At 58.3% G+C, this 22,795-nt stretch carries 20 protein-coding genes; 16 read left to right on the top strand and 4 right to left on the bottom strand.

Annotation, left to right across the window (positions count from 1 at the left end; all coding sequences use genetic code 11):
* Positions 1-54: 54 nt before the first annotated feature.
* Together ACWNMW_RS03995 and ACWNMW_RS03990 are read right to left on the bottom strand one after the other, a co-directional pair.
* The gene (locus ACWNMW_RS03995; protein ID WP_449490109.1) at positions 55-585 is read right to left on the bottom strand and encodes a DUF3060 domain-containing protein; all 531 of its coding nucleotides are present in this window, start codon (positions 583-585) and stop codon (positions 55-57) included.
* 19 nt (positions 586-604) lie between these two features.
* A complete protein-coding gene (locus ACWNMW_RS03990) occupies positions 605-1,828 on the bottom strand; it encodes an OmpA family protein (RefSeq protein WP_449490108.1) in 1,224 nt (407 codons plus the stop codon).
* A gap of 151 nt (positions 1,829-1,979) precedes the next feature.
* Here ACWNMW_RS03990 and ACWNMW_RS03985 point away from each other — a divergent pair, with 151 nt between their 5' ends.
* From ACWNMW_RS03985 to ACWNMW_RS03965, 5 genes are all read left to right on the top strand, one after another.
* Positions 1,980-2,717 carry a phosphoglyceromutase gene (locus ACWNMW_RS03985; RefSeq protein WP_009408451.1) on the top strand — a complete coding sequence of 246 codons (738 nt, stop codon included), beginning with the start codon at positions 1,980-1,982 and terminating at the stop codon, positions 2,715-2,717.
* 472 nt (positions 2,718-3,189) lie between these two features.
* Positions 3,190-4,260, top strand: a complete 1,071-nt coding sequence (locus ACWNMW_RS03980) for a hypothetical protein (RefSeq protein WP_449490107.1) — start codon at positions 3,190-3,192, stop codon at positions 4,258-4,260.
* A gap of 379 nt (positions 4,261-4,639) precedes the next feature.
* Positions 4,640-5,179, top strand: coding sequence for a CarD family transcriptional regulator (locus ACWNMW_RS03975; protein WP_034500441.1), 540 nt, complete (start codon positions 4,640-4,642; stop codon positions 5,177-5,179).
* Positions 5,176-6,006, top strand: coding sequence for an IspD/TarI family cytidylyltransferase (locus ACWNMW_RS03970; protein ID WP_449490106.1), 831 nt, complete (start codon positions 5,176-5,178; stop codon positions 6,004-6,006). Before ACWNMW_RS03975 ends, ACWNMW_RS03970 begins: the two co-directional genes overlap by 4 nt.
* Before the next feature lie 89 nt (positions 6,007-6,095).
* On the top strand, positions 6,096-7,478 hold the full coding sequence (locus tag ACWNMW_RS03965) for an MFS transporter (protein ID WP_449490105.1): 1,383 nt from the start codon (positions 6,096-6,098) through the stop codon (positions 7,476-7,478).
* Between the two features lie 8 nt (positions 7,479-7,486).
* Here ACWNMW_RS03965 and ispF read toward each other — a convergent pair whose 3' ends face one another.
* Positions 7,487-7,990, bottom strand: coding sequence for a 2-C-methyl-D-erythritol 2,4-cyclodiphosphate synthase (ispF, locus tag ACWNMW_RS03960; RefSeq protein WP_449490104.1), 504 nt, complete (start codon positions 7,988-7,990; stop codon positions 7,487-7,489).
* 118 nt (positions 7,991-8,108) lie between these two features.
* On the opposite strand from ispF, the gene thrC reads away from it, so the two are divergent.
* From thrC to rlmB, 4 genes are all read left to right on the top strand, one after another.
* Positions 8,109-9,560 (top strand): threonine synthase, encoded by a 1,452-nt coding sequence (gene thrC, locus ACWNMW_RS03955; RefSeq protein ID WP_449490103.1) that lies wholly within the window; start codon positions 8,109-8,111, stop codon positions 9,558-9,560.
* Positions 9,561-9,633: 73 nt separating this feature from the next.
* Complete coding sequence (gene cysS, locus ACWNMW_RS03950) at positions 9,634-11,097, top strand: cysteine--tRNA ligase (protein WP_449490102.1); 1,464 nt, start codon at positions 9,634-9,636, stop codon at positions 11,095-11,097.
* A gap of 29 nt (positions 11,098-11,126) precedes the next feature.
* A complete protein-coding gene (locus ACWNMW_RS03945) occupies positions 11,127-11,669 on the top strand; it encodes a DUF1697 domain-containing protein (protein WP_072456793.1) in 543 nt (180 codons plus the stop codon).
* A gap of 99 nt (positions 11,670-11,768) precedes the next feature.
* Positions 11,769-12,755 (top strand): 23S rRNA (guanosine(2251)-2'-O)-methyltransferase RlmB, encoded by a 987-nt coding sequence (gene rlmB / locus ACWNMW_RS03940; protein WP_449490101.1) that lies wholly within the window; start codon positions 11,769-11,771, stop codon positions 12,753-12,755.
* A 55-nt stretch (positions 12,756-12,810) separates the two neighbouring features.
* Here rlmB and ACWNMW_RS03935 read toward each other — a convergent pair whose 3' ends face one another.
* Positions 12,811-13,416 carry a hypothetical protein gene (locus tag ACWNMW_RS03935; protein WP_449490100.1) on the bottom strand — a complete coding sequence of 202 codons (606 nt, stop codon included), beginning with the start codon at positions 13,414-13,416 and terminating at the stop codon, positions 12,811-12,813.
* Between the two features lie 154 nt (positions 13,417-13,570).
* Between ACWNMW_RS03935 and ACWNMW_RS03930 the strand changes: the two genes are divergently transcribed.
* From ACWNMW_RS03930 to ACWNMW_RS03900, 7 genes are all read left to right on the top strand, one after another.
* The gene (locus ACWNMW_RS03930; protein ID WP_449490099.1) at positions 13,571-14,083 is read left to right on the top strand and encodes a DUF456 domain-containing protein; all 513 of its coding nucleotides are present in this window, start codon (positions 13,571-13,573) and stop codon (positions 14,081-14,083) included.
* A gap of 264 nt (positions 14,084-14,347) precedes the next feature.
* On the top strand, positions 14,348-15,634 hold the full coding sequence (locus tag ACWNMW_RS03925) for an adenylosuccinate synthase (RefSeq protein ID WP_449490098.1): 1,287 nt from the start codon (positions 14,348-14,350) through the stop codon (positions 15,632-15,634).
* A 280-nt stretch (positions 15,635-15,914) separates the two neighbouring features.
* Positions 15,915-17,036: a hypothetical protein gene (locus tag ACWNMW_RS03920; protein WP_449490097.1), complete on the top strand. Its 1,122-nt coding sequence runs from the start codon at positions 15,915-15,917 to the stop codon at positions 17,034-17,036.
* 214 nt (positions 17,037-17,250) lie between these two features.
* Positions 17,251-17,841 carry a heme-binding beta-barrel domain-containing protein gene (locus ACWNMW_RS03915; RefSeq protein WP_449490096.1) on the top strand — a complete coding sequence of 197 codons (591 nt, stop codon included), beginning with the start codon at positions 17,251-17,253 and terminating at the stop codon, positions 17,839-17,841.
* The gene (gene ygfZ / locus ACWNMW_RS03910) at positions 17,842-19,146 is read left to right on the top strand and encodes a CAF17-like 4Fe-4S cluster assembly/insertion protein YgfZ (RefSeq protein ID WP_449490095.1); all 1,305 of its coding nucleotides are present in this window, start codon (positions 17,842-17,844) and stop codon (positions 19,144-19,146) included.
* 93 nt (positions 19,147-19,239) lie between these two features.
* The gene (gene dtd / locus ACWNMW_RS03905; RefSeq protein WP_449490094.1) at positions 19,240-19,665 is read left to right on the top strand and encodes a D-aminoacyl-tRNA deacylase; all 426 of its coding nucleotides are present in this window, start codon (positions 19,240-19,242) and stop codon (positions 19,663-19,665) included.
* A gap of 421 nt (positions 19,666-20,086) precedes the next feature.
* Positions 20,087-22,552, top strand: coding sequence for an ATP-dependent Clp protease ATP-binding subunit (locus ACWNMW_RS03900; RefSeq protein ID WP_299059333.1), 2,466 nt, complete (start codon positions 20,087-20,089; stop codon positions 22,550-22,552).
* Positions 22,553-22,795 lie beyond the last annotated feature (243 nt).

Genomic DNA, 22,795 nt, shown 5'->3' with positions numbered 1-22,795 from the left:
GGAGAGGGGCCAGGACGCTAGACGCATCCCAGCCCCTCAGCGAGCGAAAGAAAGTCAGCCCTTGGAGACCGAGTTGTCGGCACCCGTATCGGCAACATTCGGGTTGCCCGAGGAGTAGGTGACCGTGTTGCTCGAGCCGCTGATGCTCACGCGGTTCACGGAAGCGAGGGTGACAGTGTTGTCACTGCCGCCGATGGTGATGGACTCGATCGCGTGGGTCGAGGTCAGCTTGACGTCCGAACCCAAAATCACCACGTGGGCGACGCCCTCGGGAACGGTGACAACAACGTCAGAATCTGCAATCGTCTGAGTGTTTCCGGTGACGCCCTGTGCCGTTTCCTTTGCGCTATTGGCAGCAGACGAAGCGGTTGCCTGCGCTGCGGAGACGGTCGCAGACGCGCTGGCCAGGCCGGCCGATGCTGCGGTCGAGGCCTCGGCAGCGGCGCTCTGGAGAGTTGCCTTCGCGGAGGCCAGCTGCTCGGCGCCCTGATTGTTGGTCTGGCTGCAAGCGCTGATTCCCATAGCGAGGGCAACGGTCGTGGTGACCGCGAAAGCGGCCAGAGAACGAGGTGAACGAATAGTCATCGTGAATCCTTGAAAATGATCAGAAAGCGGGAATGAAGATCTCAACTCGGCGGTTTGCCTGGCGGCCTGCCGGGTTGTCGGAGCCATCGGCGTTCGTGTTCGGAGCAACAGGCTTGCTCTCGCCGAAGCCCTGAGAATCCAGGGTTGCTGTGACGCCATCCTTCTTCAGCTCGCTCACGACAGCGGCTGCGCGCTCCTCGGAGAGGGTCTGGTTCGATGCGTCATCACCGATTGAATCGGTGTGGCCATAGATGTGTGCAAGCGGAACCTTCGCATTGGTCAGAACCTCAGCAAGATTCTTCAGGGTTGCGGCTGCCTCGGGACGAATATCGGACTTGCCGAAATCGAAGAGGACACCGTCCTCAAGGGTGATGGTGGTACCGCAGCTCTCGACGGGCTTGAGGCTGTCGACCTTGGGGAACTTGCCGACCTTGCCGGCAGTCGGGGCCTTGTCGGCCTTGACTTGCTGTCCGTTGACCTGCGCGGTGCCATCGCCATTGTTGATGATGTTGAGGTTCGGGTCGGTGTAGACGCCGGCCCCCTTGCCATCAAGGTTGTAGTTCACGGAGGTCTTGGTGTTGCTGTAGGTGCCCGAGCCGTCGGCGCTAATGACGATGCTTTCGCCCGTCTCGGAGTTGTTGTAGGTGCCAGAGCCATCGGGGCTGATGACAATGTTCAGGGTGTTGGAGTTGTAGGTGCCCGAGCCGTCGGCGCTTATGACGATGTTCAGACCGGTGGATGAATCGTTGTAGACACCGCCGCCCGTACCGTCGACGACGATGCTCACGGGGCCCTCGTTGATGACGCCGGAGCCGTCGCCGTTGTTCACAACCTGCTTGTCGCCGTTGTTTGAGACGCCGGAGCCGTCGCCGCCAAGGACGGTGTTTCCACCGTTGGTAACGAGGCCGGAGCCGTCACACACGGCGGGAGCAACTGTCACGCCGGGAACAGAGGAAATCTTTGAGGTCGCGTCGATAACGGCCTTGTCCGCGTTGGAAGCGAAGACACCGATCGGGGGAACCTTGAAGAGAGGAATCGGCGGGATCTCGCCGGGCTTGTAACCTGCGACAGCCGGTACTGCAGTGGCCGTCGTGGCGGAGGCCTCGGGAGCCTGCGTCGCCGCGGTCGTCGTTGAAGTGGAAGGCGTGCTCTGGGAGCATGCACTCAGAGAAAAGAGTGCGGCCATTGCGGTCAATGCGGTCGCCGTATGGAAAAAGTGGCGCTTTGAAGTTGTGTCACTCATGCGGAAAGTTTAAAGGAATGCCGCTGAATGGTTGCTGGGCGGGCACTCGATATGGACTGATCATGGTTGATTTGGTTGCGAGTGCATGTGAAATAGATGATGCATGACACACGTCCTGACACATATGGAAAAAGGGTGAAAGAATAGGAGCATGACCTACAAACTGGTGCTGCTCCGCCACGGCGAGAGCGAATGGAATGCAAAGAACCTCTTCACCGGTTGGGTGGATGTTCCGCTGTCGGACAAGGGCCGCGCGGAAGCAACCCACGGTGGTGAGCTCCTCAAGGAGTCTGGTGTTCTTCCGGATCTCCTGTTCACGTCGATGCTGCGTCGCGCGATCATGACCGCGAACCTGGCTCTCGACGCAGCTGACCGTCACTGGATCCCCGTTGAGCGCAACTGGCGCCTCAACGAGCGTCACTACGGTGCGCTCCAGGGTAAGAACAAGAAGGAAATCCGCGACGAATACGGTGAAGAGCAGTTCATGCTGTGGCGCCGTTCCTTCGACGTGGCTCCGCCCGCCATCGAGGCAGGTTCTGAGTTCTCGCAGGATCAGGATCCCCGCTACGCTGGCGAGCCCGTTCCCATGAGCGAATGCCTCAAGGACGTCATCGCACGTCTGCTGCCCTACTGGGATGAGACCATCGTTCCCGCGATCAAGACCGGCAAGACCGTCATGATTGCAGCGCACGGCAACTCCCTGCGCGCCATCGTCAAGCACCTGGATGAGATCTCCGACGAGGATATCGCCGGCGTGAACATCCCCACCGGTATTCCGCTGGTGTACGAGCTTGATGAAGAGACCCTCAAGCCGGTTAAGAAGGGCGGCACCTACCTGGATCCTGAGGCCGAGGCGAAGATCGCCGCGGTCGCTAACCAGGGCAAGTGATCTGAACGGAGTCCCGGCGTTGCCTTTTCAGGCGACGCCGGGGCTTCGCTATATCTGCGGGGGTCTGTTTGTTGACGCCAAGCGGAAGATACTTGTAGTTCCTGCGCCGATGCTGTTACGACGCTTCAGTCCGGACAAAGTGCGTCATAGCCTCCACCGATTCACAGTATTTGTACCTTTGCCTCTGCATTCAGACGCACTTTGTCCGGGTGAATGGAGATTTGGGCTCGCTAGGGTAGCGATCGCAAGGGGGGCATTTGAGTAGCTAAGGGTGGGTATTTGAGTAGCTGCGATGCGAGGACTTTGGTTTGGTTTCCAGCCTCAAGTAGTGCAACCGCTTATCCACAGTGTTGTGTTTGAGCCGAGTTATCCACAGATTGCATAACTGTTCTGCCAGTTGAAGTCGCAGCACGCATCCTTACTTATAGACGGTCAGTGTTCATCGAGTGTGGATCCGAAAGAGGAGGGCGCGGTGAAAATCGTTATTGAGCCACGTCTCATCTCCTCGATTATTCGGAGTGTGTCCCAAGCGATGCTCTACTCGTCTACAAGTAACCGACGAGTTCTCGCCAATCGCTGCCGATCCGGTGAAATTGTTCGGATCATCAGAGGAAGTTATCTTCCCTCATCTGCCCTTCGATCAGCTTGTCATCAAGGCTTGGTGAATGCGCAATTCATGGTCCTGATCGCACGAGCTCTGGCGGCAATCCACCGACGCCCCTATCTCGTGGTTGATTCTCGTCTGTCACTCTTTATCTACGGCTACACGCACGACTTTGACCTCGCTCCGGATTTGTGTCACGGCAAAGATCGGAGCCTTCGCCCTCTGCATTTCCCAGCAGTAGTTCTCGATCAGCGCGTAGTCGCGGCTGCGATCAGTGTCGGTCCGCGTCATTGCGATGGCCGTGCGGGTCTTAAGCGCGTTGAAGGACTGCGTTTCTTGGATGAAGAGTCTCTCCTCATTCGTTGCGTCACTCGTGCCCCTCGCCGCATGCAGTTGGCTGATCTCTTCCCTCAAATCAACATGATTTTTGCCGCCATCGTGAACTTCAATCGTTTCAGGCAAGGTGTTTCTCGCGCCCGGGAACGTTCAGCTCGAGAGAATCTTCAACTCACTCACGCGCGCCTTGCCCGCAATATTCGCAACAGCGCCAAGCTTCGGGCGCTGCTTCCTCGGCTCGATGCGGGGTGCGAGACCCCAGGCGAATCGCGTCTCCTGTTTATTCTTCAATCTGCCAGGGCTCCCCAAATGCAGACCCAATATGAAGTCATTGCTGTCGGTCGGCAGTGTTTCGTCGATATTGCGTTTCCGAGCCACAAAATTGCGTACGAATTTGATGGCCGCCAGAAATATGGGGATACCGTCGATCAGGTTCATTCTGTGATTGAAGATGAACAAGATCGCCAGCGTCGTCTCGAGGCCGAGGGCTGGAGAATCGTTCGTCTGCGGTGGAGTGCGCTGGCCGACCCGTCCCTCGTTCTGAGACAGCTTTCCCAAAATCTTCTGTGGACAGCGAAACAAAGGAAACGAAAAAAGGACTGAAGGTAAAGGGCAAGGAGCAGCTGCGAACGGGAAGACCCATACGAGGCCAGGCAAAATACAGCACGCCAAGGCCAAGGACCAGCTGTGAACGGGAACCCATATCAGGCCAGCCAAAAACAGTGTGCCTTGGCCGGATATCATCTGCGAACGGGAAGACCACCGGGAACTGAGAGAATCGCTGCCTGAGGCTGCAGCTAGATTCGAAGCTGCGGGAATTGCAGCTTGCGGGAGTGGAAACTACCACCTTCCCGTGTGAAGACATCAGGCTGCAAAGCTCTGTGAATCGTCAGGAAAAAGCGAGTTCTCGTCCCGGGCACACAAAGGGCACAAACTGATAGAATATAAACCGCAGTTCAGCTGGAGTGCAGGAGTTTCTTCTATGTCATTTGAGATCGGTCAGACCGTTGTTTACCCTCACCACGGCGCCGCCAAGATCGAGGAAATCTCCACCCGCATGATTCGCGGAGAAGAGAAGACCTACCTGACTCTTCGCGTAAGCCAAGGAGATCTCACCATCCAAGTTCCCGCTGAAAACGTTGACCTTGTTGGGGTTCGTGACGTTGTCGACGAAGACGGGCTTGAAACTGTTCTCTCGGTCCTTCGCGCTCCCTATATCGAGGAACCGACGAACTGGTCTCGTCGTTTCAAGGCGAACCAAGAGAAAATTGCGACCGGCGACATTGTGAAGGTCGCCGAGGTTGTTCGTGATCTCACTCGCCGCGATGATCAGAAGAAGCTCTCAACGGGTGAGAAGCGCATGCTGACGAAGGCGCGCCAGATCCTCAGTTCAGAACTTGCTCTTGCCCGCGGCATCGATAAGTCCGCAGCGGCTGCTCGACTCGATGAGGTCCTTGCCGAGGGATATGACTCCTCCCTTGCTATCGCGGACGACCTCCCGGAAGACGACTCGGAAGAGTGACACAGACTCATTCCGATCGAGTTTTTGCGGTAATTACTGCTGCAGGATCGGGTACTCGGCTAGGTTCGGATCGCCCTAAAGCCTTAGTTGATCTTGAGGGTATGTCTCTTGTTGAGCGTGCTCTGCGTAATCTCCACGCGGGTGGCGTTGATTTTTCGATCATAACCGCACCTCCCGATCACCTTGATGAATTCAACGAGGCGCTTTCCTCGCCAGAATTACGTGCAATTTCGCGCGTTGTCCCAGGTTCTCCTCTATCGCGTCAAGCCTCTGTTGCGGCAGGTTTGGATGCACTTGCAGAAATCTTGGGGGAAGAGGCCACTGCCCGAAAGGGTGCCCTTTCTGCATCGGAAACCACGGCCTCGGCAGTGGGGGAGAATACGCCGGTGCTGATTCACGATGCTGCGCGCCCCCTGGTGTCCGCGCAGCTGGTTCGGCGAGTCATCGAGGCGCTCCAATCCGGTGAGAAGGCTGTAATTCCCGGACTTCCAGTTGCCGATACCTTGAAGAGTTTCCACCTCATTGACGAGGCCTCGGCTGGGGAATCCTCAAGTGCGCGCTATGTCGATGCGACCGTTGATCGCAGTGGATTGGTTGCGGTCCAAACTCCTCAGGGATTCCCGTGGTCGGTGATTCGGGAACTGCACAGGAAGGCCGCATCCTCGGGAAACAGTGAGGAAACAGCGCTTACTGACGATGCCGGGTTAGCTCAGAGCGCGGGGATTCCCGTTCGGATCGTCCAGGGGGAGGGGCGCGCGCTTAAGATCACGACCCCGATTGATCTGGTTTTTGCTCGCGCGATCTTGGCTGAGGGCGCTCAAGCTTGACGACCATCACATCTATTTTTTCTTTTTCTGAACTGTGCCGTGCTAGGTTCACATGTAGGCCTAAGGTCGTAGGCGCATAAGGAGTGAATATGAGTGAAACGACGACCCCCCAGTCGGTGAATACTTCGTCGAAGAAGAAATCATCGATCCTGACGAAGCCCGTCATTGAGTGGGCAATGTGGGACTGGGGATCGGCAGCGTTCAACGCGGTTGCAACGACTTTCGTCTTTTCGGTGTACCTGACACACGATGGCACATTCACCGACAAGGGAACTGCAAGTGATTACCTCTCGTGGGGTCTTTTCGCTGCGGGAATCGTCATCGCACTCCTGGCTCCTATCACCGGGCAGAGGGCAGACCGCCGTGGGAAAGGTGGCGTCGCGCTTTCAGTCTTCACGGTTCTTGTGGTGATCTGCCTGGCGCTGATGTTCTTCGTTGCGCCGCAGGGACCCTTGGGACCGCGTGGGGGATTGCTCTTAGGTATCGGTTTGCTCGGTGTGGGAAATATTTTCTTCGAGTTCGCCTCGGTGAACTACAACGCGATGTTGAACCATCTGTCAACGAAGGACAATATGGGCCGTATTTCTGGCCTTGGATGGGGTTCGGGCTACGTTGGTGGAATTGTTCTGCTCCTTATTCTGTACGTCGGCCTCATTAACCCCGAGGTCGGTTGGTTTGGGATCACCCACGAGAATGGGCTGAATATTCGAGTCTCGATGGTCATTGCCGCATTGTGGATGCTGTTGTCCTCTTTGCCCTTGATGCTCCACCCGGTTAAGCCCAAGCACATTGACGAAAAGCACGGCGAGCACGAGACCCTGTGGGATTCCTACCGCAAGCTGGGAAGCACGGTGAAGTCCCTGGCTAAAGACACTCCGCACACCCTGTTCTTCCTGATTGCTTCGGCGGTCTTCCGTGACGGGCTCGCTGGTGTTTTCACCTTCGGCGCGATCTTGGCGGGTACTGCTTTCGGCTTCACCTCGGGTGAAGTGATTATCTTTGCGATCGCTGCAAATATCGTTGCAGGAATTGCCACAATTGCGATGGGCACCTTGGATGATGTCATTGGCCCGAAGCAGCTCATTGTGCTGTCGCTGAGCTGCATGGTGGTTGCGGGAATGAGCGTCTTCTTCCTCCACAACGGTGGAAAGATTATCTTCTGGACTTTTGGTTTGGTGCTGTGCGTTTTCGTCGGGCCGACTCAGTCTGCATCTCGGTCTTTCTTGGGGCGCATGATTCCCGAAGGTCGTGAAGGCGAGGTCTTCGGACTCTACGCGACGACAGGACGAGCAGTGTCCTTCTTGGCCCCCGCGATGTACGCGGTGTTCTTGAACCTTGGTCGCAGGTGGACGCCGGCTGGCCACGACTACACCTACTGGGGAATTCTGGGCATCATTTTGATCTTGGCTTTGGGCTTGATCTTGACGCTCTTCGTTCACCCGGCGAAGGCACGGCTCGATAGCCTGCAGTAGCCTAGCCCTTACGCGCGGAAAATCAACGCTGTTGCGCTTGCTGCGATTCCTTCCCCCCTTCCGGTGAAACCGAGGCCGTCAGTCGTTGTAGCTGAGACAGAGACGGGAGCTCCCAGAATCTGGCTCATCTTTTCTGAGGCTTCGGGTAGTCGCTTCATCATTCGCGGCCGTTTTGCGATTACTTGGACGGTCACGTTTCCAATCGCCCATCCGGCGTCGGAGAGCATGCGTCGTACTTCCGTGAGGAACGCTTGCCCAGAGGCACCCGACCATTCTGGGCGATCCGTTCCGAAGTTCGTTCCCAGATCTCCGAGGCCAGCTGCAGCGAGAAGCGCGTCGCAGGCCGCGTGGGCAGCGGCATCCCCATCAGAGTGTCCTTCAAGAGGTGTTTCCCCCGGCCATTCCAGGCAGGCAAGCATCAGCGTTTTCCCGTCATGGGGCGAAACGGATGTAGCAAAGGCATGGACGTCGATTGCGTGTCCGACACGAAAAGGGGAAGGCATTTCACTCATGCCAGTAGCCTAAATGCCCTCGCCGGCATTTGCGTACAGTTTTTCTTATCTCAGGCAAAGCGTCTCAGATGAATCGATTCACCCCGCTGCCGGCTTGTGCTCACGGTAGGGTGAGACCGTGCGTTACATTTCGACCAGAGACACCCAGGCCACTTCCGCGTCCTTCTGCGACATTCTGCTCGCAGGACTTGCGCCTGATGGTGGCCTGTACCTGCCCGAAAGCTACCCCTCGCTCAGCAACGATCAGCTGAGTGAATGGGCGAGCGTACTTAAGGAACGCGGTTATGCGGCCCTTGCAGCGCGAGTTCTTGAGCTGTTTATCGACGATATTCCCCGTCCAGATATTGAAGCCATCTGCGCTCGCGGCTACCGCACCCCGGTCTTTTCCGACCCTGAGATTGTCCCCGTGACTTGCCTGAGCAAGGAAGAAAACCTCTGGCTCGCACACCTGTCCAACGGCCCCACAGCCGCATTCAAGGACATGGCCATGCAGCTGCTCGGCGAGCTTTTCGAGTATGAACTTGAGCGTCGCGGAGATTGGCTCACCATCGTCGGTGCCACCTCGGGTGATACGGGAAGCGCCGCCGAGTACGCCCTCCGTGGACGCAAGGGCCTGAGCGTTGTCATGCTGACGCCCGCCGGTCGTATGACGCCTTTCCAACGCGCACAAATGTTCTCTCTCCTCGATGAGAACATCGTTAACGTGGCTGTTGACGGCGTTTTCGATGACTGTCAAGACCTCGTCAAAGCCGTCAACATCGACGCGCAATTCAAGCAGCAGTGGCATGTCGGAGCCGTCAACTCCATCAACTGGGCACGCCTGTTGGCCCAAGTTGTCTACTACATCGCGACATGGTTGCGCCTGAGTGAAGGCCTTGGTGAAGACGCGCGAGTGAACGTGTGCGTTCCCTCCGGCAACTTCGGCAATATCTGCGCTGCGCATATTGCCCGCCAAATGGGACTTCCCTTGGGCGCCTTGGTGGTCGCGACCAATGAAAATAATGTCCTTGAAGAGTTCTTCAGGACTGGCGTGTACCGAGTCCGCGGAAGTGAAGATACGCTGGCAACCTCATCACCCTCGATGGATATTTCAAAGGCCTCGAATTTTGAACGATTCATCTTCGACCTCGTGGGCCGAGATGCCACGCGCACGCGTGAGCTCTTCACCCAGGTCGCGACCCAGGGATACTTTGATCTCTCGCAAACCGAAGAATTTGCAGGACTTCGCGAGCGCTTCGGCTTCTGCGCGGCCTCGTCAACGCATAGTGATCGACTCGCCCAAATCCGCCGCACCTGGGAGGAATCGCACTACCTCCTCGATCCCCACACCGCTGACGGCGTGCAGGTTGCCCGCCAGGTCGCAGGGCAGCTGGACGGCCCCGTCGTCGTGATGGAGACCGCGCTTCCTGTGAAGTTTGAAGAAACGATTGCCGAGGCCGTGGGCTTTGTTCCTCCGGTTCCGCTGCGTTTTGCGGATATTGAGGGGCACGAACAGAAGGTCGTTGCATTGCCTCGCGATGTTGATGCTCTCAAGGAACTGATCCGCACGCGGGTGCAGCCAGGAAGGTAATTTCTCTGCGTTTACACGGTCCCGGGAACTGAACTGGTCTCCAGATGCAGGTGGCACCGTTTACCATGAGAGCATGAGCCTTCATCTGTACGATTCGAAAACTGCACGCCTCCAGCCGCTGGAACCGGTGATTCCCGGACACGTGGGAATCTACCTGTGTGGTGCGACTGTTCAGGGGTCACCCCACGTCGGCCACTTGCGCTCGGCCGTTGCTTTCGATTCACTGATTCGCTGGCTCAAGCGCGCAGGTCTGGAAGTGACCTACATTCGCAATGTCACTGATATCGACGACAAAATCCTGAATAAGTCTGCTCAGGCCGGGGTTCCGTGGTGGGCGTGGGCACAGCGTTTCGAACGCGAGTTCACCGCCGCGTACCAGAAGCTTGGCGTTCTGGAACCTACTTATGAGCCTCGCGCAACGGGTCATATTCCCGAGCAAATCGCACTCGTTCAGCGGCTCATTGACCGCGGCCACGCATACAGCGATGGCGCGGGAAACGTGTACTTCAGTGTGAGTTCTCAAGAAGACTACGGTTCGCTCACTCACCAGCGCCTTGAAGATATGCGAACAACGGAAGACGAATCGCAGATCGATTCGGCAACCGAGGCGGGGAAGAAGGATCCGCGCGACTTCGCGCTCTGGAAGGCCGCAAAGCCCGAAGAACCAGCCACGGCCTCGTGGGATTCCCCTTGGGGGAAGGGGCGCCCGGGCTGGCACCTCGAGTGCTCGGCAATGTCGTACCGCTACTTGGGTGAGGCGTTTGATATCCACGGCGGCGGAATCGATCTGCGCTTCCCTCACCACGAAAACGAGCAGGCTCAGTCTCACGGAGCCGGATGGGACTTCGCGCGCCTGTGGGTCCACAACGCATGGGTCACCACCAAGGGTGAAAAAATGTCGAAGTCCTTGGGAAATGTGCTCTCGATCGACACTCTCACGGAGGATTTCCCAGCAGCTGCGGTGCGTTGGGCACTCTCAACCGTGCACTACCGCAGTGCCATCGAGTGGGGGCCGGATACCCTCCCGGATGCGAACGCAGCATGGGAAAAGTTCTCCACTTTTGTCACTCGCTCGATCGAGGCCGTAGGTGAAGCAAGCCCGGAGGAACTGTTCTTGAGTCCCGAAGAACTCCCCGAAGCCTTCACTCAGGCAATGAACGACGATCTCAATGTTGCCGGCGCGCTTGCCGCAATCCACGAACAACTCAAGCTGGGCAATATTGCCCTGGCTGACGGTGATGTTCAGGCCATTAAACGCCAGCAAATCCTGGTTCGCTCCATGCTTGATGTGCTCGGTTTGGACCCAGCCTCGCCGCAGTGGGCAAATGCAGGTACGGGTGCGTCGGCCTCGGGAAATACCGGGGATGACCCGCAAAAGCATGCACTTGACGTGCTGGTTGGCGCTCTCCTCGAGCAACGTGCCCAGGCGCGCGCCGACAAGGATTGGGCAACAGCTGACCAGATTCGTGATCGCCTCGCAGAGGCGGGAGTTCAGGTCGCCGACGGGAAAGAGGGAGCAACCTGGAGCATCGGATAGACCAGGTAGTGTGCAGACGGGTAGGAATGATGGAGTATGTAGCGTTACTGCGCGGCATCAACGTCGGTGGTAAGAACAAGGTCGTCATGAGCGAACTGCGTGAGCAAATCGCGTGTGAAGGCTTTGTGGAAGTACGCTCATACATCAACAGCGGGAACCTTGTTTTTATAGCCGACGCTACGCATGAAGAAGTGGCTCGTAGCGTCGAGTCTGTCCTAGATCGATACTATTCCTTCCCGATTCGCTTGGCTCTCCTGTCTGGGCAGGAATACCTTATGGAATTGTCTGATCTACCCCACTGGTGGCATGGGGACGCCGCTCGACGCGACGTTCTTTTCTACACACGCGGGTTAGAGCAGGACCACGTACGCGAGCGCATCGAAGCAATGGTGCTGGGAGATGAATCCGTCCACTTTGGCAAGCATGCCGTGTTCTGGGCAAAATTCGACGAGGCCTCGTTCCTCAAGACCGCCTACCACAAGTACCTGATGCGCGAGGACTTTTATCGCCAGGTGACAATCCGCAGCGGTGCGACGGTTGAACGGATCGCTGCAATGCTCTCGCGGGACTGATCCCTCTAGTGTGATATTTGCCCACACGCGCCCTTGAGGCCCCTACGTGACTTGAACACCGTATGCTTGTGTCAGTTCACGACGAAACAAGGAGACACGATGGCTGGAAATGATGGACGTCGCGGTGCCGTAAGAAAACCGGGCTCGAAGAAAGGCCCAAAGGTCGGCACTGGCGGTCACTCGCGCCGTCGCCTCGAAGGTAAAGGCCCGACGCCCAAGGCCGAGGACCGCACCTACCATCCCGCTTTTAAGCGCAAGAAGGCCCGCGAAGCCCGCGAGGCCCAGGAGGCCGCCATCGCGCGTGCTCGAGCCAAGTCCTCGATCAAGATCGCCGAGGGCCACGAGCTGATCGCCGGCCGCAATCCCGTTGCCGAGGCCGCGCGCGCGGGAGTGCCCATCGAACGTGTCTTTGTCCTTGACAACGTGAAGGACGACCGCGTTGAAGAAGTTGTCCGCCTGGCCTCGGGAATGGGGGCGCCGGTTTACGAGGTCACGCGCCGCGACCTAGATGTCGCAACTGACGGTGCGGTCCACCAGGGCGTTGCCATTGAAGTGCGCGGATACGAATACCGCGACGTTGAGGATCTTATTGCGGACTCTTTGCAACAGCTGGATATCCCGCTCTTGGTAGCCCTTGATCAGGTCACTGACCCGCATAACCTGGGCGCTGTCTTGCGTAGTTCTGGTGCTTTTGGCGCGGACGGGGTGATTATCCCCGAACGTCGCAGTGCAGGCGTCAACACCACCGCGTGGAAGGTGTCGGCAGGCGCAGCTGCTCGCGTGCCGGTTGCACGCGCGACGAACCTTGTGCGCGCACTGGAAGACTGTAAGAGTGCCGGTTTCTTTGTCGTCGGCCTCGATGGGGGCGGCGACACCGAATTGCGCGATCTCAAGCTTGCCGATGGCCCGTTGGTTGTTGTCACCGGCGCTGAAGGAAGCGGCCTGTCTCGTTTGGTCCGTCAGACCTGTGATCAGATCGTGTCGATCCCGATCGCCTCGGCGGTGGAATCGCTCAACGCGGCAGTTGCCACAGGAATTGCCCTCTATGAGGTCGATTCGCTTCGTCGTGCCCGCGCAGAAAAGTAGCGAGAGTAGCGCTCAATGGGAACAACACCCCCTGCCTGAGGCTGGGGGTGTTTTCTTAAATTTTGCCCTTCCGGCGACGCTTGACGTCCCTGCGGATGCAGTAGATGTTTTGCGTCTCTAAGAAGTGCTCTTTCGGAAGGTCATCGGCGTAGAAATACGTTGCGCCCCCGCGCAAGAAACCAGTGTTTCTGTATTCCTCTTCGAATTGGTGCAGGGTTACATACAAAACATCGTTCAGAATCGAACTATTTTGCGCGATGATGTCGCTTGGGGTGCAGTAAAGCTCAGTAAAGAACTCGCCCTCTGCGGACGCGCGTCGCGCGGCAACCAGCACTCGGTTCATCCCGAGCATCGAGCGCTTGAGCTTTTGTGGGAACAAACGCGGCATGAAGTTCACCCAATCATCAGTAACTCCAGACCATAGCAACTCTTTGAGGTCCGAGCCGATAATGATCTCGGTGCCCGTCCACCCGTGAAGGGCAAGCTCCTCCCTGTATCCGGGAGTCTCGCCGCGTGCGCCGAAACGATTCCAAAAATCAAGGCAGCGTCCCACAGCGTGCTCGGGCGATTCATTGACCGGGTACATCGCTGAATAGCGAGCGACCGACGTTGTAAGGATACCGGGATGTTTATTGGGATCTCGGTGTTTAATGAAACCCATCGTTCACTCCTTTGCTGCAGGGATGTGCTCTGGCACCTTATTTTGTCTTTTATTGTGGGTGCAAATCAAAGCCGAATAAGGCCGAAATCAGGACTGAGTAGCGTCATAATTACTCACTGAAAAATTTCAGATTCAAGGATGTTATGATCCGATCATGAGTTTAATCGGTCTAATCATCATCGGCTTGGTCATTCTCGTCGGCATCATCGGTGCAGTCGTTCAAGTTTGGCCATCTTCGCCTTTCATTGGCGGAGCAATCTTTGTCTGGGCGTGGATGACGGGAACGGGAATCGCCTGGACTGTTTTCGCGATCGCTGCGGTCCTTCTGGGAATTGCTGCGATTCTTAAATATGTGATTCCCGCGCGGCAGATCGCCAAAGCAGGAATCCCCAAATCGACACTGGTCTGGGGTGGTTTCGGTGGCCTCGTGGGATGGTTCCTCTCTGCGCTGACGGGACTTGTGGCGGCTTTCCCCTTCGGATTGCTCATCGGAATGGTCGCGGCTACCTACATTGCTGAATACCTTCGTGCCACGGACAAACAGACAGCGACGGCCTCGACACTCCAAGTTCTGAAAGCGTTCGGGTGGTCTGTTGCCATTGAACTCTTCGCAGCGCTCTCTTCTGCAACGGCGTGGCTCGCCATTGTCATCGTCGGAGCCAAGTGAAATATCGCCACTGATCTTGTGCCTGCGCGTGGGTGTCCTTCCTGCGCGCAGGCCTTTTTATTGTGGAATCAGCGGACATGCGGAATACTGCCTCCCGACCGTTAACGGTCCACAACGCGGCGACAAGGTCGGTAGCACCTGCTTGGCGACAAGATAGCCCGCTCAACCCGGCCTCGGCAATCCTCGGCTAAACTATGCCTGTTGCGCCTTCGCTGACGCGATCACTTCATATACCCGCTCAACGCATTGAATAACGGAGAAAACATGCCCGCCGTCATCGTTCTCGGCGCCCAATGGGGCGACGAAGGCAAGGGAAAAGCTACCGACCAGCTGGGACAACACACTGACTACGTCGTTAAATTCAACGGCGGCAACAACGCGGGACACACGGTCGTCATCGATGGCGAGAAGTACGCCCTCCACCTCCTGCCCGCGGGAATCCTCTCCGAAGGCGTCACCCCGATCATCGGTAACGGCGTCGTCGTTGACCTCGATGTTCTTTTCGATGAAATCGAGACCATCACGGCACGAGGCGTGGACTGCTCGCGCCTGCTGATCTCGGCAAACGCGCACATCATCCCCGCCTACAACCGCCTCATGGATCAAGCCAACGAGCGCGCCCGCGGCAATAACCAGATCGGCACGACCGGACGCGGCATTGGCCCGACCTACGCGGACAAGATGAACCGCATCGGTATCCGCATCCAGGACCTCTTCCACCCCGAGACGCTGCGCGCCAAGGTCGAGGCCGCACTCGCCCCCAAGAACACGATTTTCGAGGCCGTGGGTCTGCCTACCCTGGACCCCACTGAAGTCACCGACCACCTCCTGTCCTTCGCCGATCGCATTGAGCCGATGATGTGCGACGTGTCCCTGGTCGTCAATGATGCTCTTGACCGCGGCGATACCGTTCTCTTTGAGGGCGGGCAGGCAACCATGCTCGATATCGATCACGGAACCTATCCCTTCGTGACCTCATCGAACCCGACGGCCGGTGGCGCACTCGCGGGCGCGGGCGTTGGCCCGACTCGTATCAATTGCGTCGTCGGTGTTGCAAAGGCCTACACGACTCGCGTGGGAGAGGGCCCCTTCCCGACCGAACTTACCGACGAGGTCGGTGACGACCTGCGCACGCGCGGCGGAGAATTTGGCGTCACCACTGGGCGTCCGCGTCGCACCGGCTGGTTCGATGCCGTTGTTGTTCGCTATGCAACGCGCGTCAACGGATTGACCGACCTGTGCCTGACCAAGCTCGACGTTCTCACCGGTTACAAGGAAATTCCCGTCTGCATCGGCTACGAGCTTGATGGCGTTGTCGTTGATGAAATGCCCCCGGATCAGGTCGATTTCGCACGCGCCACCCCCGTCTACGAGATGCTCGAGGGCTGGAGCGAGGACATCACCGGCTGCCGGAGCTTCGATGAGTTCCCCGAGGCCGCACAGAAGTACATCCTTCGCCTCGAAGAGCTTGTGAACTGCAGGATTTCTTCGATCGGTGTTGGTCCCGGTCGCGAGGCAACGGTCATTCGTTTCCCGCTGCTTGGAGAGTAATCCTCCAACACCACGTGATTTTTTAAGGCCGGCGCCGCGTTTCCTTGTTGAGGGGGAGCGCGGCGTTGGTGCATGTAAGCGCCATTTGCGCATAAAAAAGCGCGCACCGAGCCGAAAGCGCCTGTCGGCGCGAAGGCCGCTCGTAGCGGCAGAAGTTGGAGCCCGGGGCTTAACAACTCGGTACGCATGCAAGAGCATAGAACACGAGCGTGCCATGCGCATGATGGGGCTCCGCGCTGGGATTAAGACCCCGGAGGCATCCATGTGGGACTATAGAGGAATGGAGAACCTCGAGTCATCCCCTCCGAAACTACCCTCGCGCCGCGAACGTCAGCGTGAACTCGCTGCTCAACGCGCGGTGGAAGAACCCGCGCAAGAAAGCCCCACCCAGGTTTCGCGTAGTGTTCTCGAGTATGACGACACGATTGAGCCCGTGACACTGAGCACAGGCATTATTCGTGTTCGGCACGGTATTCGAGCGGGAGAACTCGCGCTTGCGGCTGAAGGCCGCCACTCGAGCACGCACTCTCACGAGCATCGGTCGATTAAACCCGAGCTTCGTCGCGGCCTCCACACATCTGCTCTTACGGTGCTGTTTCTCTCCGTCGCGACCTGTGCCCTCTGGTTCTCACCATGGGAATCCTGGGCGTGCGCGGTTGTCGTCGCCTTGGCCTCGTGCCTGCTGGCGGCGGGCTGGCCATCGCTGACGAACACGAAGGTCACGGTCCCAGCCCAGGTCACGGTCGGCCTCGCAGGCTGTGTTTCCGCGGGCGTCGTAACTTTCACCGCCGACCTTATGGCGGCCACTGCCGTCATGGGGTTGGGGACGGTTGGCCTTGTGATTGTCGAGGTTTTTACGGCCTCAACGCCGCGTGATTATTCGAAGAGTGGGCGGGTCGTGTGGGCGGCGCGCTCGACGACTTCTTCGCTCATGAGTTCGATGACCGCGCTGCTCCTGGTTGTTTCTGCGTCGTCATGGGTGACCCTTGCTTCCTCGCAGGGGTGGAGGATCGCGGTTCCGATTGCTTGCGTGATTGTCTCGTGCACGGTGTGGGGCGATCAGATTGGTGCGAGTTTCCGTTCGCAGTCTTTTGGAGCGCTTGGTGCGGCTCTATTGTCGGGCGTTCTTGCCTCTGTCGCGGTGTGGAAGCTCGGCCAAAGTGCGGACCTGAGTCCAATCGTTCTGCCCGGCCTCGCGGCCTATTCGGGGCTGACGACAGCTGTCGTGATTTTGGGAGTGTTTACAGGAATCGCGGTTGCCTTGGTTGTCATTGTTTTGGATGGTTTCATGGGGGACACCGAGTGGGCGCGGCCGACGATGGGCGCGATTGCGCGTGGGAGCGCGAAGTTCCTGCTCGCCGCCTTGCCCGTGTACATCATGTTCCGGATCGGTGGTATTTAGCCGATTTCCGAGGCCGTGGCTGCTTGGTAGTGTCCGGGGACTTGCGTGGAGTGATTGGCCGCGTAATCCCTGTGTGAGACCCGTTTGACGTGGGGCCTTCGCTTAGGGGAGCCATTGCCTCGAGACCCCGGTCCATGTGGGTATTCGCGCACGGATGGGCGGTGGCAGTCAATTTCGGTTCGCAGATGAAGGTGGGGCCGCTTAGTCTGGATGCATGATGGTCATTCCAGAAAATCTGCCCACTGAAATCGCCCCGCTGGCTTGGATGCTCGGCCAATGGAAAGGCTGGGGGATGCTCAGCGTCGATGAAGGCGAAGACCAGCCGATCTATGAAGAGGTCGAGGGTCTGATTAGCGGCGTTCAGATGAAGCTCGTGACAAGGATTTACTCTGCGAGCGCGCGTGAGCCGATCGATCCCATCTGGGATGCAGCCACGGGCGTAGCCGCCCTCGAAATTGGCGATCTCATGCGCGAAGAAACGCTCTATGTGTCTCTACTTCCCGGGTCCGGGGTGCTGCCTGAACCCGGCCAGTTTGAGACCCGTGAAATGGTTGCGCAGGGTGCGCAAAGTGACGGTTATTGCGCTCGTTGGGTTGGGCGCTCCATGGGGCCGCGCGTTCAGATGGAAACAGATGCTTTGATTTGTGATCCTGCGGCAACTGTCTACCAACGTTTTTCGCGAATGTACGGCCTGGTTGCCGGCGAAATGCTGTGGGCGAACGAAAAGCAGCTTGACGGTGAAGAAGACAAGGTTGAATTGTCGGGACGTCTCATGCGCGTCAATGAAGAGGCTGGTGAAGAGTAAGTGACGCTGGTCGGAGAAGGTTTCTTTTCGGATATCGGGGGAGCCGGCCTCGGTGATGGCGGAAGGGGCGGTGAAACGCAGTGGGTGTCTCCGCTGGCGGAACTTCCCGGCGCTGTTGTGCTCGATGATCTTGACGCTGATCAGACAGGAGAAGGGAACTTCGAAGAAGCGACTGGCGGTGCGGAAAATACCGCGCAGGAATCTGATGCGGCAGGCTATGGCGCTATCGCTCACTACGGTGATCCTTCCGGAGAACAGTGGGCTTTAGAAGACGGTCGCGCGCTGGTTGATCATCCCGATCTTGCCATCGTCGAAGTTGGCGGACCAGATCGCTTGACGTGGCTCACCTCGATTTCCAGTCAAGTGCTCACGGGAATCGAAGCGGGGGAATCACGGGAACTCTTGATCCTCGACCCTCAGGGCCACATCGAATACGCGGCCGGCGCGATCGACGACGGGGAAATGCTCTACCTCGTGACGGAACGCAAAAGCGCGCAGGGCCTTGCGGATTGGCTGAACTCCATGCGTTTCGCGCTCCGCGTTGAAGTCACGCTCTCCCAAGGTTGGTGGATCCTTGGAAGCGTTGGAAACAGTGGTGTTTCCAACTATGAACAGGTCGCGATGACCTGGAACGACCCGTGGCCAGGCGTGGTTGACGGGGGAGCAGAGTACTTCCGTGGCTCGCACCCGGGAAAGAATGTGTCCTTCCATATCCACCTGATTCCCAAGGAAAGAGCGCGCGAGTTCTGGCAGGCCTGGAGCAATGACCAGCCCAAGCGCCGCGCAGCGGGAATAAACGCGTGGGAAGCGGTGCGCATCGCGGCGTGGCGGCCTCGTCTGGGATATGAAACTGATGGGCGCTCCATGCCCGCGGAACTGGACTGGCTGCGAACCGCAGTGCACACGAACAAGGGCTGCTACCGAGGGCAAGAAGCCATCGCGCGAATCTTGAATCTGGGGCGGCCCGCACGCCGATTGGTTTTCCTCCAACTGGACGGATCCAGGGGCGACATCCCCCAGCGTGGACAATTTATCGAACTCTCCGGTCGTCGCGTGGGAATCGTGACCTCGGTTGCGCGTCATGCAGACATGGGGCCGATCGCGCTGGCACTGGTTTCGCGCGCCCTTCCGCCCCAGGTCGTGCTGGATTTGGATGGAATTGCAGCTGCGCAAGAGCTGATCGTGCCGGTCGACGGGAAATCTTCGGTATCGCCGAAGGAACGTCCGGGGACCGGATTTCATAATCCCGAATTGCGTCGACCGGATATTCCAGCGCTTGGTGGGAAGTCAATAGGTAGCCGGTAAAGCCTCAGTCTTGCCCGGATGCTTGTCTCGCTGGTAACTATGGGATGCACAGCTACAAGCGGATGATGAACTGAGGAGCCAAGGAGCACTCCCATGCGTGGAATTTTGCAGCGCGTTACTCGCGCATCAGTGTCGGTCGATGGCCAGGTTGTTGGAGCCTTTGACGGTCCGGGAGCCGTTGTCCTCGTTGGAGTGACTCATGACGACACGGTCGAGAATGCGAAGACCTTGGCCCGCAAGATCGCTGAGCTGCGCATTTTCGAGGATGAGACCTCGATTCAGGACAGCGGGGCATCCGTACTGATCGTTTCTCAATTCACTCTCTATGGCGATGTGCGCAAGGGCCGCCGCCCATCGTGGTCGAAGGCTGCGCCTGGGCCTGTGGCAGAGCCGCTGGTTGATGCCGTTGTTGATGAGCTGTGTGCGCGCGGAATCCATGTTGAAACGGGACGTTTCGGTGCAATGATGTCGGTCGATTTGGTCAATGACGGACCTTACACCTTGGTCATTGAGGTCTAGACACAAGTCGTAGGAGAGGGCCGGAGCTGGTGACAGCTCCGGCCTTTGTCAGTTTTCGGTGGTTTTGCTGCGTCGGGTCTGCGTCTTCCCGCTTCCTCCCTTCTTCCCCTTTCCCCGCCCGCATTCCGTCACCTCCCGCACTCCTCCCCCTCCCCCCGGACAAAGTGCGTCATAACGAAGGCGCTGAGTTCAGATCATGTCCTTTCCTCTCGCGCTCTGACGCACTTTGTCCGAAGGTGGGCACGGGGACCGGGCAGGGATTGGGCACGGGTATCGGGCCCGAAATACTCTCCGAGCCTCCGTAAAACCCATCTGCCCTCGGTGAACAAACGCGCGCGCGGCCTGAGTTCCCCGTAGTGTGGGAGTCAGTGAAAACCAGGTCGCCTGCGCCTCGCTGCGATCTGAACAAAAGGGAGAAACGATGTTTGAACGCTTTACGGACCGGGCCCGACGGGTCGTGGTCCTCGCGCAGGACGAAGCGCGCAGCCTCAATCACAATTACATCGGGACAGAGCACCTGCTTCTCGGCCTGATCACTGAAGGTGAGGGCGTGGCAGCCAAGGCGCTCGAAAGCCTTGACATCAACAAGGACGCCGTTCGCTCAGCCGTCATCGACATCATCGGCGAAGGTGAAAAGCCCGTCGAGGGACACATCCCCTTCACCCCCCGCGCCAAGCGCGTCTTCGAGCTGAGCTTGCGTGAGGCGCTGCAGCTTGGCCACAACTACATCGGCACCGAGCACCTCCTCCTGGGCCTGCTCAAGGAAGGCGAAGGCGTTGCCTCACAGGTCCTCATCAAGCTCGGCGCAGACCTTGGCAAGGTCCGCCAGACCGTGATCGAGCTCCTCTCTGGCTACCAGCGCAATGGCGACGACGGGCGTGAAAGCGTTGGCGTCGGCGCTTCCTCAAGTGGAAGCGGCCAGACGAATTCGGCGATCCTCGAGCAATTTGGCCGCAACCTCACTCAGGCTGCCCGCGAAAACAAGCTCGACCCGGTGATTGGCCGCCGCACTGAAATGCAGCGCGTCATGCAGATCCTCTCGCGCCGCACGAAGAACAACCCCGTTCTGGTCGGCGAACCGGGCGTCGGTAAGACCGCCGTTGTCGAAGGCCTCGCCCAGGCAATCGTTGCGGGCGACGTGCCCGAAACCATCAAGGACAAGCAGATCTACAGCCTTGATATGGGCGCCTTGGTTGCCGGCTCGCGCTACCGTGGTGACTTCGAAGAGCGCCTGAAGAAGATCCTCAAGGAGATTCGCACTCGCGGGGACATCATCCTCTTCATCGACGAGATCCACACCCTGGTTGGTGCCGGCGCTGCGGAAGGCTCCATTGACGCCTCGCAGATGCTCAAGCCCATGCTTGCGCGCGGCGAACTGCAGACGATCGGTGCGACCACCAACGACGAATACCGCAAGTACATCGAAAAGGATGCGGCTCTTGAGCGCCGTTTCCAGCCGGTGAAGGTCGACGAGCCCAGCGTCGAAGAGACCGTGGGCATCCTTAAGGGCCTGCGTGATCGCTACGAGGCCCACCACCGCGTCATCATCACCGATGCTGCGATCCAGGCCGCCGCCGAGCTGGCTGACCGCTACGTCTCGGATCGTTTCCTTCCCGATAAGGCCATTGACCTGATGGACGAGGCCGGTGCTCGCCTGCGTATTTCCCGCATGACCGCGCCGCCTGAGTTGCGTGAGCTTGACGAGAAGATCGCCGAAGTGAAGCGCAATAAGGAGTCCGCGATCGACGACCAGGACTTCGAGAAGGCCGCCTCTCTTCGCGATGAAGAGCAGAAGCTGACCGAAGAGCGCAAGCAGAAGGAATCCAGCTGGCGCGATGGCTCGCGCGACTCGATCGCTGAGGTGACTGAGGACGATATCGCCGAAGTTCTGGCTATGTCGACCGGTATCCCGGTCTTCAAGCTCACTCAGACCGAGTCCGCGAAGCTGCTCAAGATGGAAGACGAGCTGCACAAGCGCGTCATCGGGCAGGATGCCGCGGTTAAGGCTCTGGCTCAGTCGATTCGTCGTACTCGAAGCGGCCTGAAGGACCCGAAGCGTCCCGGTGGCTCCTTCATCTTCGCCGGCCCGACCGGTGTCGGTAAGACGGAGCTCGCGAAGGCCCTGGCTGAATTCCTCTTCGGTGATGAGGACGCGCTGATCCAGCTCGATATGTCCGAGTTCTCTGAGAAGCACACGTCTTCGCGTCTCTTCGGTGCTCCTCCCGGATACGTCGGCTACGACGAGGGCGGCGAGCTCACCGAAAAGGTCCGTCGTCGTCCCTTCTCTGTTGTCCTCTTCGATGAGGTTGAAAAGGCTCACCCGGATATCTTCAACTCCCTGTTGCAGATTCTGGAAGAAGGCCGCCTGACCGACTCGCAGGGCCGCAAGGTTGACTTCAAGAACACGGTGATCATCATGACCACCAACCTTGGCACGCGCGATATTAATAAGGGCGTGCTCACGGGCTTCCAGTCCACCGAGAACATCACTCACGATTACTCGCGCATGAAGGCAAAGGTGAACGAAGAGCTCAAGCAGCACTTCCGTCCCGAATTCCTCAACCGCGTGGACGAGGTCGTTGTCTTCCCGCCGCTGGACAAGGAACAGATCAAGCAGATCGTGGATCTGATGATTGCCAACCTTGCCAAGCGCATGGAGGCTCAGGATATGAAGCTCCAGATCACCGACGAGGCGCGCGAGCTGCTTGCCGACCGCGGTTTCGATCCGGTTCTGGGTGCTCGTCCGCTGCGTCGCGCGATTCAGCGCGATATCGAGGACGCGCTTTCCGAGCGCATTCTCTTCGGAGACATCCTTCCGGGGCAGGTTGTCACTGTCGGCGTGAAGGGCGAAGGAGAAGAACGAGAGTTCACCTTCAACGGCCAGTGAGGCCCTAAGCGGTGGACGTCCTTGGGTAGTTCCCCTTGAGTTCGCCGTGACTTGTTGTACGAGGCCGGGCGGGGGTCTGCGAGAATTGTTGCGCAGGCCCCCGCCCGGCTTGTGTGTGCAACTTGTCCACAGCACTCAATACGTACATGAATGTAATTTCTGCGAATTTTTTCGCGAGATTCCGGGAAAAAGCTCAAAGTGGCCTGTGTGAAATTGAACTTCAGTTCCTCAAATGAGGGCAGT

The organism is Actinomyces sp. Marseille-QA0893 (assembly GCF_976954355.1).
Note: the sequence above shows the minus strand (reverse complement) of the source record. Positions and strands in the feature narration are given on the sequence as shown.